Genomic DNA, 16666 nt, shown 5'->3' on the forward strand with positions numbered 1-16666 from the left:
TAGTTCGTAAACGCTACCCCTGGTCTTAACTGACACGAGAATACGCATAGCCTATGAAGCCAATTTTTAGCCGTGGCCCGTCGCTACAGATTCGCCTTATTCTGGCGGTTCTGGTGGCGCTTGGCGTGATTATCGCCGACAGCCGCCTGGGTACGTTCAGTCAGATCCGAACGTATATGGACACAGCCGTCAGTCCTTTCTACTTTGTCTCAAATGGTCCCCGGGAATTACTGGACAGCGTGTCGCAAACGCTGGCTACCCGCGATCAGCTCAAACTGGAAAACCGTGCACTGCGCCAGGAGTTGCTGCTGAAGAACAGCGATTTGCTGATGCTGGGTCAGTACAAGCAGGAGAACGCGCGTCTGCGTGAACTGCTGGGCTCACCGCTGCGCCAGGATGAGCAAAAAATGGTGACCCAGGTCATCTCAACGGTTAACGATCCTTACAGCGATCAGGTTGTCATCGATAAAGGTAGCGTCAACGGCGTCTATGAAGGCCAGCCGGTAATCAGCGACAAAGGTGTTGTCGGCCAGGTCGTGGCGGTGGCGAAGCTCACCAGCCGCGTTCTGTTGATTTGCGATGCGACCCATGCCTTGCCTATTCAGGTACTGCGTAATGATATCCGCGTGATTGCGGCCGGTAACGGCTGTACTGACGATTTGCAGCTGGAACACCTGCCGGCCAATACCGATATTCGCGTCGGTGATGTGCTAGTGACTTCTGGCCTCGGTGGGCGTTTCCCGGAAGGTTATCCGGTCGGGGTGGTCTCTTCCGTGAAGCTGGATACGCAGCGTGCCTATACGGTTATTCAGGCGCGTCCGACCGCCGGTCTGCAGCGTCTGCGCTACCTGCTGCTGCTGTGGGGTGCCGATCGTAACGGAGCCAATCCGATGACGCCGGAAGAAGTCCATCGCGTGGCCAATGAGCGCCTGATGCAGATGATGCCGCAGGTTCTGCCGGCACCGGATGCCATGGGGCCGCAAATGCCCGCGCCGGCAACCGGCCTGACGCCACCTGCGCAACCTCTGCCTGCAGGGGGGCAATAGTGGCAAGCTACCGAAGCCAGGGACGCTGGGTTATCTGGCTCTCGTTTCTTATCGCACTATTGCTGCAGGTAATGCCCTGGCCGGCGGATCTTACCGTCTACCGGCCAAACTGGGTGTTCCTTATTCTGCTTTACTGGATCCTGGCCTTACCGCATCGGGTCAATGTCGGCACCGGTTTTGTGATGGGGGCAATCCTTGACCTCATCAGCGGGTCGACACTGGGCGTTCGCGCGCTATCGTTAAGTATCATCGCTTATCTGGTCGCTCTGAAATATCAGCTGTTCCGCAATCTGGCACTCTGGCAGCAGGCGCTGGTGGTCATGATGCTATCGCTCGCGGTGGATATCGTTGTTTTCTGGTCAGAGTTTTTAGTGATCAACGTCTCTTTCCGTCCGGAAGTGTTCTGGAGTAGTGTAGTAAACGGTGTGCTGTGGCCCTGGTTATTCCTCCTGATGCGTAAGGTGCGTCAGCAATTTGCGGTGCAATAAGGTTGATATGATGATGTTGTATCTCGCTTCTGGCTCTCCACGTCGGCAGGAATTGCTGACGCAAATGGGTCTGTGTTTTGAACGTCTGGTTCCCGGTATTGAGGAACAACGTTTACCGCAGGAGAGCGCCGAGCATTATGTCGTTCGTCTGGCGCGTGAAAAAGCGCAGGCGGGCGTGGTGCTGGCCGAGCGGGATCTGCCGGTACTGGGTGCGGATACCATTGTCATACTGAACGGCGAAGTGCTGGAAAAACCCCACGACGCTGACCATGCCGCAGAGATGCTGCGTATGCTTTCCGGGAAAACGCACCAGGTCATGACGGCCGTGGCGTTGGCCGACAAGCAGCAGACGCTGGATTGCCTGGTGATGACGGAAGTGACCTTCCGCCTGCTCTCAGAGCAGGATATTGCCGGCTACGTGGCCAGCGGCGAACCGCTCGATAAAGCAGGTGCATACGGTATTCAAGGGCTGGGTGGCTGTTTCGTCAGGAAGATTAATGGCAGCTATCACGCCGTAGTCGGCTTACCGCTGGTAGAAACGTATGAGTTGCTGAGTAACTTTAACTCACTGCGTGAAGAAAAGGGATAAAGATGACGGCTGAACTACTCGTTAACGTAACACCATCGGAGACGCGCGTTGCGTACATCGATGGCGGTATTCTGCAGGAAATTCATATTGAGCGCGAAGCGCGACGCGGGATCGTAGGCAATATCTACAAAGGGCGCGTCAGTCGTGTGCTGCCGGGAATGCAGGCGGCTTTTGTAGATATTGGCCTGGATAAGGCCGCATTTTTGCATGCGTCAGATATTATGCCGCATACCGAATGCGTTGCCGGAGAAGAGCAAAAACAGTTCACCGTGCGTGATATTTCCGAACTGGTGCGCCAGGGCCAGGACCTGATGGTACAGGTGGTGAAAGATCCGCTCGGCACCAAAGGCGCCCGCCTGACCACCGATATTACGCTACCCTCCCGCTATCTGGTGTTTATGCCTGGAGCGTCTCACGTTGGCGTATCCCAGCGTATTGAAAGTGAAGCGGAACGCGAACGGTTGAAGCGCGTGGTGGCCGACTACTGCGATGAGCAGGGCGGTTTTATCATCCGTACCGCCGCAGAAGGCGTACACGAACAGGAACTGGCCGCCGATGCCGCTTATCTTAAGCGGGTCTGGACCAAGGTCATGGAGCGTAAGAAACGTCAGCAGACGCGCTATCAACTCTACGGAGAGCTGGCGCTGGCTCAGCGTGTGCTGCGTGACTTCGCCGACGAACACCTCGATCGTATTCGCGTCGATTCGCGCCTGACTTATGAATCGCTGGTCGAGTTTACCGCTGAATATATGCCTGAGATGACCAGCAAGCTGGAGCATTACAGCGGCCGCCAGCCGATCTTCGATCTCTTTGACGTCGAGAACGAGATCCAGCGCGCGCTGGAGCGCAAAGTGGAGCTGAAGTCCGGTGGTTATCTGGTTATCGACCAGACCGAAGCGATGACCACCGTGGATATCAACACCGGCGCATTTGTGGGCCACCGTAATCTCGATGACACCATCTTCAATACCAATATCGAGGCGACTCAGGCCATCGCCCGCCAGCTACGTCTGCGCAACCTGGGCGGCATTATTATCATTGATTTCATTGATATGAATAATGAGGATCACCGCCGTCGGGTGCTGCATTCGCTGGAACAGGCACTGAGTAAAGACCGGGTGAAAACCAGTATTAACGGTTTCTCTCAGCTCGGACTGGTTGAGATGACCCGTAAGCGTACGCGTGAAAGCGTTGAGCATGTCTTGTGTAAAGACTGCCCTACCTGTCATGGCCGCGGTACGGTGAAATCAGTGGAAACCGTGTGCTATGAAATCATGCGTGAGATTGTCCGTGTGCACCATGCCTACGATTCCGACCGTTTCCTGGTCTATGCTTCTCCTGCTGTCGCGGAAACCTTAAAAGGGGAAGAGTCGCACGCGCTAGCGGAAGTCGAAATCTTTGTTGGCAAGCAGGTCAAAGTTCAAATTGAGCCGCTCTATAATCAAGAGCAGTTCGATGTCGTTATGATGTAATCATCCGTCAGCTCTGTTCAGGTATTTATGGACACAAACTGGCGATGCTTCACCATGAAGTGAAGGTCGCTGACGCAGAGGCAACCAGACGGATGATGTGTAAAAGTCTGACAAGGAGAGAGGCGTGAGACGACTGCCCGGGATATTACTGCTCACCGCGGCAACATTGACTGTTGTCGTCGCTCTGCTGGTGAGTGGCCTGCGTCTCGTGCTGCCGCAGTTGGATGCATGGCGCCCACAGCTGCTGGCAAAAATCTCCGCGATGTCAGGCACGCCGGTAAATGCCTCACAGCTGACAGCCAGCTGGCAGAATTTTGGCCCGGCCCTCGATGTGCGTGATATCAGCGCTGGCCTGAAAGATGGCGGTCAGCTCTCTGCCAAACGTGTCACCCTGGCACTGGATGTCTGGCAAAGCCTGCTGCATATGCGCTGGCAGTTCCGCGATCTCACTTTCTGGCAATTAAAAGTCCATACCAATTCACCGATCCAGACCAATGATGGCGGCGATAGCCTGAAAACCGACCATATTGGCGATCTGTTCCTGCGTCAGTTCGACCACTTTATCCTGCGCGACAGTCATTTGAGTTTTGTGACCATTTCCGGCCAGCGTGCAGAGTTAGCCATACCCCAGCTCACCTGGCTGAATACGAATAATCGCCACCGTGCGGAAGGTCAGTTGAGCCTCTCCAGCCTGAACGGCCAGCATGGGGTGATGCAGGTGCGTATGGACCTGCGTGATGAAAATGGTTTGCTCAACAAGGGGCGGGTGTGGCTGCAAGCCGACGACATTGACGTTAAGCCGTGGCTCGGGCGCTGGATGCAGGACAATATCGCGTTACAAAACGCGCGCTTTAGCCTTGAAGGCTGGATGAACATCGACAAAGGCGACATCGCCGGGGGCGACGTCTGGCTGAAAAAGGGCGGCGCCAGCTGGAAGGGCGATAGCGAACCTCATCATTTGACGGTGGATAACCTGACGGCGCAAATCTTCCGTGAGAAGCAGGGCTGGGGTTTTCATATCCCGGATACCCGTATCTCGATAGATGGTAAAGCCTGGCCACGCGGCGCGCTGGCGATGGCGTGGATCCCGGCGCAGGACGTGGGTGGCGATGACCATTTACGTAGTGATGAACTGCGTATCCGCGCCAGCAATCTCGATCTGAATGGCCTGGTCGGGCTGCAACCTTTTGCAGATAAGTTAGCTCCGGCGCTGGGTGACATCTGGCGGACCACGCAACCTACGGGCATCATCGATGTTCTGGCGCTGGATATTCCGCTGCAGGCGGCGGATAAGTCCCGCTTTCAGGCACGCTGGAGCGATCTCTCCTGGAAACAGTGGAAGCTGTTACCAGGGGCCGAGCATTTCTCCGGAAACGCAGCCGGTAGCGTGGAGAACGGCGCACTGCATGCCAGTATGACGGATGCAAAAATGCCCTATGCCACGGTCTTCCGTGCGCCGCTGGAAATTGCCCAAGGCGATGCCACCCTCAGTTGGGTGAAGAATGACAAAGGCTTCATGCTCGACGGGCGCAATATCGACGTGCAGGCGACCGGCGTACGCGCCCGCGGCGGGTTCCGTTATCTACAGCCGCAGGACGATGAGCCGTGGCTGGGTATTCTGGCAGGGATCAGCACCAACGACGGCGGCCAGGCATGGCGCTATTTCCCGGAAAACCTGATGGGGAAAGCGCTGGTGGATTATCTCAGCGGCGCGATTAAAGGGGGCAATGCGACTAACGCCACCCTGGTATACGGCGGCAATCCACATCTGTTCCCGTACCTTCATAACGAAGGCCAGTTCCAGGTGTCGGTGCCATTAACCAACGCCACCTTTGCTTTTCAACCCGACTGGCCGGCATTGACCGGGCTGGATATCAACCTCGACTTTATCAACAACGGCTTATGGATGAAGTCCGATAAGGTGATGCTGGGTAAAGTTGCCGCCACTCACCTTGATGCCGCCATCCCGGATTATTCGCGGGAAAAGCTGCTTATCGATGCCGATGTGAACGGCCCGGGGAAAGAAGTCGGCCCGTACTTCAAAGAGACCCCGTTGAAAGATACGCTGGGATCGGCGCTGGATGAACTGCAGTTAGATGGGAATGTGAGCGCTCGCTTACATCTTGATATTCCGCTGGACGGCGAGCTCACCACCGCCAAAGGCGATGTGGTACTGGCCAATAACAATCTGTATATCAAGCCAATCGATACGACGTTGAAAGACCTCAACGGTAAATTCAGCTTTGTGAATGGCGATCTGAAAAGCGATACCCTGAAAGCCAACTGGTTCAATCAACCACTGAATGTCGATTTTTCCACTACCGAGGGGCCAAAAGCCTTTGAAGTAAACGTGGGAATGAACGCCAACTGGCAGCCTTCACGCACGGGGCTGCTGCCAAAAGCGGTCGATGACGCCTTGAGCGGCAGCGTGCCGTGGGAAGGCAAGGTGGCGATTGAGCTGCCGTATCGCGGGAGCGCGAGCTATAAAGTCGATATCAGCGGCGACCTGAAAAATGTAAGTAGCCACTTACCTTCTCCTGTGGATAAACCGGCGGGCGTCGCGCTGCCGGTGAAAATTAATGCCGAAGGCGGGTTAAACAGCTTTGAACTGACCGGGACCATCGGCGGGAAAAATCATTTCAACAGCCGCTGGCTGCTAAACCGTAAGCTGACTCTCGATCGCGCTATTTTAACTTCTGATAGCAAGGCGATTTCTCCGCTGCCAGATCAGGCCGGGGTTGAGCTGAATATGCCGCCGATGGATGGCGCTGAGTGGCTGGCTCTGTTCCAGGGGGGCGCCGTCAATGAAGTCAGCAGCAATATCGTCTTCCCGCAGCGCATTACGTTACGTACGCCGTCGCTGACCTTCGCCGGTCAACGCTGGAACAACGTCAGCCTGGTGAGCCAGCCGGATGCGGGCGGCTCGAAGGTGGAAGCCCAGGGGCGGGAAATCAACGCCACTCTGACGATGCGCGACCATGCGCCCTGGCAGGCAGCCATTCGCTATCTGTATTACAACCCGACCAGCGCCCAAAAGTCCGCTGACACCACGATCAGCGCCCCGCTTGCCGATAACCGCCTTGATTTCCGCGGCTGGCCCGATCTCCAGCTCCGCTGCGCGGAGTGTTGGTTATGGGGGCAGAAGTACGGGCGCATCGATGGCGATTTCGCCATTAAAGGCGATACCCTGTCTCTGGATAACGGCCTGGTGGACACCGGTTTTGGCCGCCTCACCTCTGAAGGCGTGTGGGTGAATGCGCCCGGCGGCGTGCGGACATCGCTGAAGGGCAAACTCCACGGCAACAAAACGGATGCTTTCGTGAGCTTCTTCGGTATCTCCACGCCGGTGAAAGGCTCGTCGTTTGATGTCGACTACGATTTACACTGGCGCGCGCCGCCGTGGCAGCCGGATGTGGCGTCGCTTAACGGGGTGCTGAAAAGCCACCTTGGGAAAGGCGAGTTTACCGATATCAGCACTGGCCACGCCGGTCAGCTGCTGCGTTTGCTGAGCGTCGACGCGCTGCTGCGCAAGCTGCGTTTCGACTTTAGCGATACTTTTAGCGAAGGCTTCTATTTCGATTCAATCAACAGCACGGCATGGATTAAAGATGGCGTGCTGAATACTGACGATACCCTGGTCGATGGCCTTGAAGCGGATATTGCCATGAGAGGCTCGGTCGATCTGGTGCGACGCGAGCTCGATCTGCAAGCGGTGGTGGCGCCGGAAATCTCCGCTACCGTCGGCGTGGCAACTGCGTTTGTGATTAACCCGATTGTCGGCGCTGCCGTCTTTGCTGCCAGTAAGGTGCTGGGGCCGCTGTGGAACAAAGTGTCGATCCTGCGTTATCGCATCACCGGTCCTATCGACCAGCCGCAAATTAATGAAGTTCTGCGCCAGGCGCGCAGCGACAAAAAGCAATGATTTGACGATTACGGGGAATTATCGCAATCTCAATAGATAGCGTTTTATACCCGCTATCGCTGCAGGCTGCAGCCTGAACGATTTAGGGTATATTCTTCCGCCTGATACGCGACAACATATGAGTAGCAAACGATGAGTCTGAACCTGGTAAGTGAACAATTACTGTCGGCAAATGGCCTGAACCATCAGGATCTTTTTGCCATTCTTGGCCAGTTGGCCGAGCGCCGTCTTGATTACGGCGATCTCTATTTTCAGTCGAGCTATCACGAATCCTGGGTTCTGGAAGACAGCATCATTAAAGATGGCTCGTATAACATTGACCAGGGTGTCGGCGTGCGTGCGGTCAGCGGTGAGAAAACCGGTTTCGCCTATGCCGACCAAATCAGCCGACTGGCACTGGAACAGAGCGCGCAGGCGGCCCGTACCATCGTGCGCGACAGCGGTGATGGCAAAGTACACACCCTGGGCGCGGTAGAGTACAGCTCGCTGTACACCAGTATCGATCCGCTGCAAAGCATGAGCCGTGAAGAGAAACTGGATATTCTGCGTCGCGTCGATAAAGTTGCTCGTGCTGCCGATAAGCGCGTGCAGGAAGTATCTGCCAGCCTGAGCGGTGTCTATGAACTGATTCTGGTTGCGGCGACCGATGGAACGCTGGCGGCGGATGTTCGCCCGTTAGTGCGCCTGTCCGTCAGCGTGCTGGTGGAAGATGATGGCAAACGCGAACGAGGTTCCAGCGGCGGCGGCGGTCGTTTTGGTTACGACTATTTCCTGGCCTCCGAAGATGGCGATGTTCGAGCGGATGCCTGGGCGCGAGAAGCGGTGCGTATGGCGCTGGTGAACTTGTCAGCCGTTGCGGCACCGGCTGGCATGTTGCCGGTGGTACTTGGCGCCGGCTGGCCTGGCGTGTTACTGCATGAAGCGGTAGGGCACGGTCTGGAAGGTGATTTCAACCGTCGCGGCACCTCGGTCTTTAGCGGCCATATGGGGGAGCTGGTGGCGTCAGAACTCTGTACCGTGGTGGATGATGGCACCATTGCCAATCGTCGTGGTTCACTGGCGGTGGATGATGAAGGGACCCCAGGTCAATACAACGTATTGATTGAGAATGGGATCCTTAAAGGTTATATGCAGGATAAACTCAATGCGCGCTTGATGGGCGTTGCGCCGACCGGTAACGGCCGTCGCGAATCCTATGCGCATTTACCGATGCCGCGTATGACCAATACCTACATGCTGGCAGGGAAATCAACGCCGCAGGAGATTATCGAATCGGTGGATTACGGTATCTATGCACCAAACTTTGGCGGCGGCCAGGTGGATATTACCTCCGGTAAGTTTGTGTTCTCCACCTCTGAAGCCTACCTGATCGAAAAAGGGAAGGTTACTAAAGCGGTGAAGGGGGCGACCCTTATCGGCTCCGGAATTGAAGCCATGCAGCAGATTTCGATGGTTGGTAATGACCTGAAACTGGATAGTGGCGTCGGCGTTTGTGGCAAAGAAGGCCAGAGCGTACCGGTGGGCGTTGGCCAGCCGACGCTGAAAGTGGATAACCTCACCGTCGGCGGAACCGCCTGAGTGTCGTCACTGCGCTTCCGCTTCGTGCGGAGGCGCAACCTGCCCCTCGATTCCCGATCGCTTCACCTTTCTGTTGTTCGCGCTAGCGGGCGATTCCGCGGCCGTGCATGCCCTGATAAATTTTCGCCACTTCGACAAAATACTCCGTTAGCGAGTTTATACACACCTGCACCTTCAGCGGTAGCTTGTCTTTTTCGGTATACACCGCATACACCGGGCGAGGATCGGACTGGTAGCTGGGTAACAGGATCTCCAGCTCGCCACGGTTGATCTCCTCGATCGCCCACATCAGCGGCACATAGGCCACCCCGACACCGGCGGTCAGCCAGCGTACCAGCGTCATCGGATCGTTGGTGACAAAGCGGCCCTGCGGGATCAGTTTGGTGGAGATCCCTTCCGGGGCGATAATTTCGAACTCATTATCCGGGCGCACGCTGTACTCAAGCCATGAGTGGCTGGCGAGATCGGCGGGTTTTTCCGGGATCCCCGCCTGCTGCAGATAGCTTTTCGCCGCGCAGAGCACCATCGGCATTGAGCCAAGGCGCCGTGAAAAGAGGCTGGAGTCCTGCAACGCCCCAACGCGGATCACCACATCCAGACCGTCGGCGATCAGATCCGGAGCCGGGATACCGGTGACCAGGTTGACTGATAAACCCGGGTATTCTTTCAACATACCAGCAGTAATGTGGGCGAGGACATTCTGTGCCATAGTTGAAGAGCAGCCAACGCGCAGCGTACCGATAGGCGTATTGTTAAATGCGTAGAGTTGCTCGTGGACATCACGGGCTTCGAACAGCATCCGGCGGCAGCCCTGGTAATAAATCTTACCGGCTTCCGTTAAGGCCAGGCTGCGCGTGCTGCGGTTTAACAGCTTCACCTGTAGCTCATCTTCCAGTTTAGAGACAGTCTGGCTGATGGAAGAGACACTCATCTGAAGCTGCTGTGCCGTGGCGGTAAATGAACCCAGTTCAACCACTTTGGCAAAAACGGACATGCGTTTTAATCGTTCCATTATTCACTCTGACTTAAAAGTGATTTAGATCACATAATATAGATCATGCTGCAATGGTTACGTTACTATATTGTTAGCTAAATAATAAACGCTTCACGCTACCACCTGTACGCTTCTTATCAAGGTCATCATGAGTCTGTTCCCTGTCATCGTGATTTTCGGCTTGTCATTTCCGCCGATCTTCTTTGAATTGCTAATATCGCTGGCCGTTTTCTGGCTGGTGCATCGGCTGCTGGTTCCCACCGGCATCTATGATTTTGTCTGGCATCCTGCACTTTTCAATACCGCGTTATATTGCTGCCTTTTTTATCTGATATCGCGTTTGTTCGTTTGAGGTCGATGTGAAAACACTAACAAGAAATATCTTCCGTACCGCAATCACTGTGATACTGGTTATCCTGGCGTTTGTCGCGATTTTTCGCGCCTGGGTCTATTACACTGCCTCTCCCTGGACGCGTGATGCACGCTTTAGTGCCGATATCGTGGCCATCGCCCCTGATGTCTCAGGGCTGATTTCACAGGTAAATATCAAGGATAACCAGCTGGTTAAGAAAGACCAGATATTGTTTGTGATCGACCAGCCGCGTTACCAGAAAGCCCTCGCCGAAGCGCAGGCAGACGTCTCCTACTACCAGACGCTGGCTCAGGAAAAGCGTGTTGAAGCCGGCCGTCGTAACCGCCTGGGTGTGCAGGCCATGTCTCGTGAAGAGATTGACCAGGCCAACAACGTCTTACAAACGGTAGAGCATCAACTGGCGAAAGCGGTCGCTACCCGCGACCTGGCGGCACTCGATCTTGAACGTACGGTGGTGCGCGCGCCGGCCGATGGCTGGGTGACCAACCTCAACGTCTACAACGGCGAATTTATTACCCGCGGTTCTACCGCCGTGGCACTGGTTAAACAAAACACCTTCTACGTGGTGGCCTATCTCGAAGAGACCAAGCTGGAAGGTGTCCGCCAGGGCTACCGTGCGGAAATCACCCCGCTGGGCAGCAGCCTGTCCATTAAAGGGACGGTAGACAGTATTGCCGCCGGGGTGACCAACACCAGCAGCAGCGTCGATGCGAAAGGGATGGCCTCTGTGGATTCCAACCTCGAATGGGTGCGCCTGGCGCAGCGTGTCCCGGTGCGTATTCGTCTCGACAAGCAGCAGGGCAATCTGTGGCCTGCCGGGACGACCGCAACGGTGGTGATTACCGGTAAGGAAGACCGCGATACCAGCCAGGCTAACTTCTTCCAGAAACTGGCGATGCGCCTGCGTGAGTTTGGTTAATCGCCATGGGCATCTTCACCATTGCATCCCGGCATCTTCGCTTCGCGGTTAAACTATCCTGTGCGGTCGTGCTGGCGCTGTTTGTCGGTTTCCACTTTCAGCTGGAAACGCCACGCTGGGCGGTGCTGACCGCGGCGATTGTGACCGCCGGCCCCGCGTTTGCCGCCGGAGGAGAACCTTACTCTGGCGCTATCCGCTATCGCGGCATGCTGCGTATTGCCGGGACCTTTATCGGGTGTATCGCCGCCCTGACGATTATTATTTTGATGATTCGCGCGCCGCTGCTGATGATGCTGGTGTGCTGCCTGTGGGCGGGATTTTGTACCTGGATCTCCTCGCTGGTGCGGGTCGAAAACTCCTACGCCTGGGGGCTGGCGGGCTATACCGCACTTATCATTATCATCACCATCCACACCGATCCGATGCTGGCGCCGCAGTTCGCCGTTGAACGATGCAGCGAGATTGTCGTGGGGATTGTCAGCGCGATCATCGCTGACCTGCTATTTTCCCCGCGTTCGATTAAGAAAGAGATCGATCTCGAGCTGGATAACCTGCTGGTCGATCAGTACCGGCTGATGCAGCTGTGCGTAGCGCATGGCGACAGCGAAGTGGTCGATAAAGCCTGGGGGGCGCTGGTGCGCCGGACCAGCGCGCTGGAAGGGATGCGCAGTAACCTGATTATGGAGTCATCGCGCTGGGCGAAGGTCAACCAGCGGCTGAAGGCAATCAATACCATCTCGTTAACGCTGATTACCCAAGCCTGTGAAACCTACCTTATCCAGAACTCGCGCCCGGAAATGGTGACCGATGATTATCGTGAGCTGTTTGCCGAACCGGTAGAGAGCGTGCAGGACGTCCACCGGCAACTGAAAAGAATGCGCCGCTTTCTGACCTGGAAAGGGGAACACAATACGCCGGTTACGATCTACAGCTGGGTAGGCGCCGCGACGCGTTATTTGCTGTTGAAGCGCGGGGTGGTGGGCAATACCCGAATCAGCCGGATTGAAGATGACGTGCTGCAGGGCGAAGTGGTGATAAAGGCGGGGTCCGCTGAACATCACCATGCGATGGTCAACTTCTGGCGTACTTCTATTTCCTGCATTCTGGGCACGTTGTTCTGGCTGTGGACCGGCTGGACCTCCGGTAGCGGGGCGATGGTGATGATTGCGGTGGTCACGTCGTTGGCCATGCGTTTGCCTAATCCGAGGATGGTGGCGATTGACTTCCTGTATGGCACATTGGCCGCTTTACCGCTCGGAGCGCTATTTTTCCTGGTGATTATGCCCGCCACGCAGCAAAGCATGTTGTTGCTGTGCCTCAGCCTCGCGGCCATGGCATTCTTCATTGGTATTGAAGTCCAAAAACGGCGGCTGGGATCGCTGGGGGCGCTGGCGAGCACCATCAACATCCTGGTGCTGGACAACCCGATGCAGTTTCAATTCAGCCAGTTTCTCGACAGCGCGCTGGGGCAGATCGTCGGTTGTTTCCTGGCGTTGATGGTGATTCTGCTAGTGCGGGATAATTCGCAAGCGCGTACCGGACGTGTGCTGCTTAATCAGTTTGTGTCGGCTGCGGTTTCATCGCTGACGACCAACACCGCGCGGCGCAAAGAGAACCACCTGCCCGCGCTGTATCAGCAGCTGTTCCTGTTGCTGAATAAATTCCCCGGGGATATAGCTCGCTTTCGCCTGGCGTTAACGCTGATTATCGCCCACCAACGCTTACGGGATGCGCCGGTACCGGTGAACGACGATCTGTCGGCATTCCACCGTCAGCTGCGGCGTACTGCCGATCATGTGATGTCCGCCAGTAATGATGATAAGCGGCGACGCTATTTCGCTCGCTTGTTAGAGGAGCTGGACGTTTATCAGGAAAAACTGCAGCTCTGGGAAGCGTCACCGCAGGTGACCGAACCCGTACGAAGGCTGGTGGAGATGCTGCGTAAATACCAACAAGCTCTCACCAACAGCTAACCCTCTGAACCGACGCCTGAAGCGTCGGTTTTTTTATCACTATACTTAAGTGTCGAGGACGTTTACGTTCTGTACAGGAGAGCGGGTGGAAAACCCGGCGCAGAAAGAGTATCGGGACAGGTGACAATAGCGCGATATTGACAGGGTGCGGGCGATGACTATCTATACCTTTGATTTCGACGATATAGCCGAACAGCAGGATTTCTATCGTGAATTCTCACGGACCTTCACGCTCAATCGTGACAAGGTGAATAATCTGGACTCTTTGTGGGAAGTAGTAACCGGAGGACTGCTGCCGTTGCCGCTGGAGATTGAGTTTATTCACTTGAGTGATAAGCAGCGTCGGCGCTTTGGGGCGTTGATATTGCTGTTTGATGAAGCGGAAGAAGAGCTGGAAGGGGAGCTACGCTTTAATGCCAGACAGGCATAAAAAAGCCCCCGACAGGGCGGGGGCAAGTCGTCGGACTAGACGACGAGGGTTTATTTGTACAACTCAGCTGTAGCGTGCCAGCTATCGCCGGTACGGGCTTCAATAATACGGTAGCTGCTTGCGCCTTCTTTCTCGGCTTTCGCCGCCAGTTCCTGACGCATATCCATCGGGGCGCTGCCTACCTGAGAAACAGACACGGTACCCATAGACTGTAGATTTTGAGCTTGTTCCGCGCTGACCTGATTAACGGCAGCATTCGCGCCGAAGGAGAGAACGGAAGCCAGGCCCAGGGATGCGATGATCATTGCACTTTTCATAATCTTTACTCCAACCATAATGTTGCAGCGGCGGGAGGTGTCGTATGAACCTGGGCCGCTGGGGAAATTCGTATTCAGTTAATAACCGACAATCGTTAAATCTTATTTATAAAGCTCAGCCGTTGCGTGCCAGTGGTCACCGGTGCGGGCTTCGATAATGCGGTAGGAAGAAGCACCTTCTTCCTGAGCTTTCTGATTCAGCATTTCATGCATATCCATCGGGGATGCGTTCACCGCACCGACGGAAACCGTGCCGATTGACTGGCGGCCTTGCGCCTGCTCGCTATTAATCGAGTCAGCGGCGAAAGCGCCAAAGGAGAGAACCGACAGAACGCTGAGTACAGCGACAGTTGTTTTGATTTTCATGATGTTCACCTCGTCGAATCTTATTATTGAGGGCTCTTCGTTTCGTGACCCTCATCACAAAATCAAGTATACACTAATCACCGAAAATATTAATACCGTGCTAATTATTTTATGAGTAAATAATTGCAAGGAATTGTCGTTTTTATAACGTATAAGTATTAGGAATGTCATTTTTTCGCCATGACCAGGTGTTATAGCGAATAAAATCATATAGATAGGTGAATTTGATATTTTGTGCGTTTTAGACTCTCTCATTCGGTAAAGGAATGTATAGAGGCGGAAAACCACACTTAATGTTAAAGAAATGCTGCGTTTTTAAATGAGCCCCCTGGCGGGCGCCAGAGGGAAGGGGCTTACAGTTCTTGTTCGAACAGCACCAGAATCGCGTCGTGCAGATCTTTGACGGTAAATCCTCTGGCCGGGGTGGTAAAGATGGTGTCATCGCCGGCAATACTGCCGAGAATACCTTCCGCTTTGCCGAGGGAGTCCAGCAGGCGGGCAATCAGCTGCGCCGCACCCGGGCTGGTGTGAATCACCACTACGGCATCGTTATAGTCGATGTCGAGGACCAGGTTCTTCAGTGGGCTGGAGGTTGTCGGGACGCCAAGCTCGGCAGGCAGGCAATAGACCATCTCCATTTTGGCGTTCCGGGTACGCACCGCGCCAAATTTTGTCAGCATGCGGGAGACTTTCGATTGGTTAATATTATCGAAACCTTCTTCCTGCAGCGCCTGGACAATCTCGCCTTGAGAGCTGAACTTTTCTTCTTTAAGCAGCAGTTTAAACGCTTTAACCAGTTCTTCTTGTTTTGCCGAACTTCGCATAAGTCACCCAAATTATGGTGGTAAAAACAACATCATTATGCATAGGAATGAATTTTTATGCAAATAATCCGCAGGGGGATAAAGTAAATAATGTTATGAAGGGGGCATATTTTAGCAAATAACCCTGCGAAGGAACATGCCTTCATCACAGCCCGTAAATCGCTGTAAAAGTAAATTAAATGTTATGAGAATGATGTTGTTTTGCCGAGCAAGCTGGGTGTATTGTAACCAATAGTCGACCCGGTAAAGCATTGTGCCGGGTAGTCACCCTCAAGGATGAAAATGCGAAGCTGATGCATCACTGCGCAACAGTCCGCATTATTCAACCATACTGATTGTAATTGTTTATCTTGTGAATTAAGGTCCAGGCGACGGAATAACGAAAGACGATATTAACCATAATAAGGAGTTTAGGATGAAAGTTGCAGTCCTCGGCGCTGCTGGTGGAATTGGCCAGGCGCTTGCCCTACTACTTAAGACCCAACTGCCTTCAGGTTCAGAACTCTCGTTGTACGACATTGCTCCGGTCACACCGGGCGTGGCGGTTGATCTTAGCCATATCCCTACCGATGTGAAAATTAAAGGTTTCTCCGGTGAAGACGCTACTCCAGCACTTGTCGGGGCGGATGTCGTGTTGATTTCTGCTGGCGTAGCCCGTAAGCCAGGCATGGATCGCTCCGATTTATTTAACGTGAACGCCGGTATCGTGAAGAATCTGGTACAACAGATTGCGAAAACCTGCCCGCAGGCCTGCATCGGCATTATTACCAACCCGGTGAATACCACGGTGGCCATTGCGGCAGAAGTGCTGAAAAAAGCGGGCGTTTACGACAAGAACAAACTGTTTGGCGTGACCACGCTGGACATCATCCGTTCGAACACCTTTGTCGCTGAGCTGAAAGATAAATCGGCATCAGATATCGAAGTCCCGGTGATTGGCGGCCACTCCGGCGTGACGATCCTGCCGTTGCTGTCCCAGATTGCGGGCGTGAGCTTTAGCGATCAGGAAGTTGCCGATCTGACAAAACGTATCCAGAACGCCGGCACCGAAGTGGTGGAAGCCAAAGCCGGCGGCGGGTCGGCGACGCTCTCGATGGGCCAGGCGGCCGCGCGTTTCGGCTTGTCCTTAGTGCGGGCAATGCAAGGCGAAAAAGGGGTCGTGGAATGTGCTTACGTGGAAGGCGATGGTCAGTACGCGCGCTTCTTCTCCCAGCCGCTGCTGCTCGGTAAAAATGGTGTTGAGGAACGCCAGCCGATCGGTAAGCTCAGTGCATTTGAACAGCAGGCGCTGGAAGGGATGCTGGATACGCTGAAGAAAGATATCGCCATGGGCGAAGATTTCGTCAACAAATAAGCGTGTGATGGATTAAAAAAA

General features: G+C 54.7%; 15 protein-coding genes. 11 read left to right on the forward strand and 4 right to left on the reverse strand.

The features are described 5' to 3' along the window. Nucleotides 1-53 precede the first annotated feature (53 nt). The 6 genes from mreC to tldD all read left to right on the forward strand — a co-directional run bounded on the left by mreC (nt 54) and on the right by tldD (nt 9095). Nucleotides 54-1046: a rod shape-determining protein MreC gene (gene mreC, locus ACMYSN_RS17300; RefSeq protein ID WP_462495590.1), complete on the forward strand. Its 993-nt coding sequence runs from the start codon at nt 54-56 to the stop codon at nt 1044-1046. Continuing rightward, on the forward strand, nt 1046-1534 hold the full coding sequence (gene mreD, locus ACMYSN_RS17305) for a rod shape-determining protein MreD (RefSeq protein ID WP_123756268.1): 489 nt from the start codon (nt 1046-1048) through the stop codon (nt 1532-1534). Before mreC ends, mreD begins: the two co-directional genes overlap by 1 nt. A 7-nt stretch (nt 1535-1541) precedes the next feature. Then, a complete protein-coding gene (locus ACMYSN_RS17310; RefSeq protein ID WP_462495591.1) occupies nt 1542-2123 on the forward strand; it encodes a Maf family protein in 582 nt (193 codons plus the stop codon). A gap of 2 nt (nt 2124-2125) precedes the next feature. Further along, nucleotides 2126-3595, forward strand: coding sequence for a ribonuclease G (gene rng, locus ACMYSN_RS17315; protein WP_123756270.1), 1470 nt, complete (start codon nt 2126-2128; stop codon nt 3593-3595). Nucleotides 3596-3719: 124 nt separating this feature from the next. Continuing rightward, a complete protein-coding gene (gene yhdP, locus ACMYSN_RS17320) occupies nt 3720-7517 on the forward strand; it encodes an AsmA2 domain-containing protein YhdP (RefSeq protein WP_462495592.1) in 3798 nt (1265 codons plus the stop codon). 132 nt (nt 7518-7649) lie between these two features. Next, nucleotides 7650-9095 (forward strand): metalloprotease TldD, encoded by a 1446-nt coding sequence (gene tldD, locus ACMYSN_RS17325; protein ID WP_123756272.1) that lies wholly within the window; start codon nt 7650-7652, stop codon nt 9093-9095. Between the two features lie 82 nt (nt 9096-9177). Here the strand turns inward: tldD and aaeR are convergent, their stop codons facing one another. After that, nucleotides 9178-10107, reverse strand: a complete 930-nt coding sequence (gene aaeR, locus ACMYSN_RS17330) for an HTH-type transcriptional activator AaeR (protein WP_123756273.1) — start codon at nt 10105-10107, stop codon at nt 9178-9180. Nucleotides 10108-10237: 130 nt separating this feature from the next. Here aaeR and aaeX point away from each other — a divergent pair, with 130 nt between their 5' ends. The 4 genes from aaeX to ACMYSN_RS17350 all read left to right on the forward strand — a co-directional run bounded on the left by aaeX (nt 10238) and on the right by ACMYSN_RS17350 (nt 13784). Beyond that, nucleotides 10238-10441, forward strand: a complete 204-nt coding sequence (aaeX, locus tag ACMYSN_RS17335; RefSeq protein WP_041147453.1) for a p-hydroxybenzoic acid efflux pump operon protein AaeX — start codon at nt 10238-10240, stop codon at nt 10439-10441. A 7-nt stretch (nt 10442-10448) separates the two neighbouring features. Beyond that, nucleotides 10449-11381 (forward strand): p-hydroxybenzoic acid efflux pump subunit AaeA, encoded by a 933-nt coding sequence (aaeA, locus tag ACMYSN_RS17340; protein ID WP_462495593.1) that lies wholly within the window; start codon nt 10449-10451, stop codon nt 11379-11381. Nucleotides 11382-11386: 5 nt separating this feature from the next. After that, nucleotides 11387-13354 carry a p-hydroxybenzoic acid efflux pump subunit AaeB gene (gene aaeB, locus ACMYSN_RS17345; RefSeq protein WP_462495594.1) on the forward strand — a complete coding sequence of 656 codons (1968 nt, stop codon included), beginning with the start codon at nt 11387-11389 and terminating at the stop codon, nt 13352-13354. Between the two features lie 154 nt (nt 13355-13508). After that, on the forward strand, nt 13509-13784 hold the full coding sequence (locus ACMYSN_RS17350; protein WP_123756276.1) for a barstar family protein: 276 nt from the start codon (nt 13509-13511) through the stop codon (nt 13782-13784). Nucleotides 13785-13834: 50 nt separating this feature from the next. On the opposite strand, the gene yhcN-B is transcribed toward ACMYSN_RS17350, so the two are convergent. From yhcN-B to argR, 3 genes are all read right to left on the reverse strand, one after another. After that, the gene (gene yhcN-B, locus ACMYSN_RS17355) at nt 13835-14101 is read right to left on the reverse strand and encodes a DUF1471 family stress response protein YhcN-B (RefSeq protein WP_123756927.1); all 267 of its coding nucleotides are present in this window, start codon (nt 14099-14101) and stop codon (nt 13835-13837) included. Nucleotides 14102-14203: 102 nt separating this feature from the next. Continuing rightward, on the reverse strand, nt 14204-14467 hold the full coding sequence (yhcN, locus tag ACMYSN_RS17360) for a peroxide/acid stress response protein YhcN (RefSeq protein WP_123756277.1): 264 nt from the start codon (nt 14465-14467) through the stop codon (nt 14204-14206). A gap of 353 nt (nt 14468-14820) precedes the next feature. Continuing rightward, nucleotides 14821-15291 (reverse strand): transcriptional regulator ArgR, encoded by a 471-nt coding sequence (gene argR, locus ACMYSN_RS17365; protein WP_041147448.1) that lies wholly within the window; start codon nt 15289-15291, stop codon nt 14821-14823. A 415-nt stretch (nt 15292-15706) separates the two neighbouring features. On the opposite strand from argR, the gene mdh reads away from it, so the two are divergent. Next, nucleotides 15707-16645, forward strand: coding sequence for a malate dehydrogenase (gene mdh, locus ACMYSN_RS17370; protein WP_123756278.1), 939 nt, complete (start codon nt 15707-15709; stop codon nt 16643-16645). The last annotated feature ends 21 nt before the right edge of the window (nt 16646-16666 follow it).

Origin of the sequence: Klebsiella sp. R445 (genome assembly GCF_051131755.1) — a bacterium.
Classification (GTDB): domain Bacteria; phylum Pseudomonadota; class Gammaproteobacteria; order Enterobacterales; family Enterobacteriaceae; genus Klebsiella; species Klebsiella lignicola.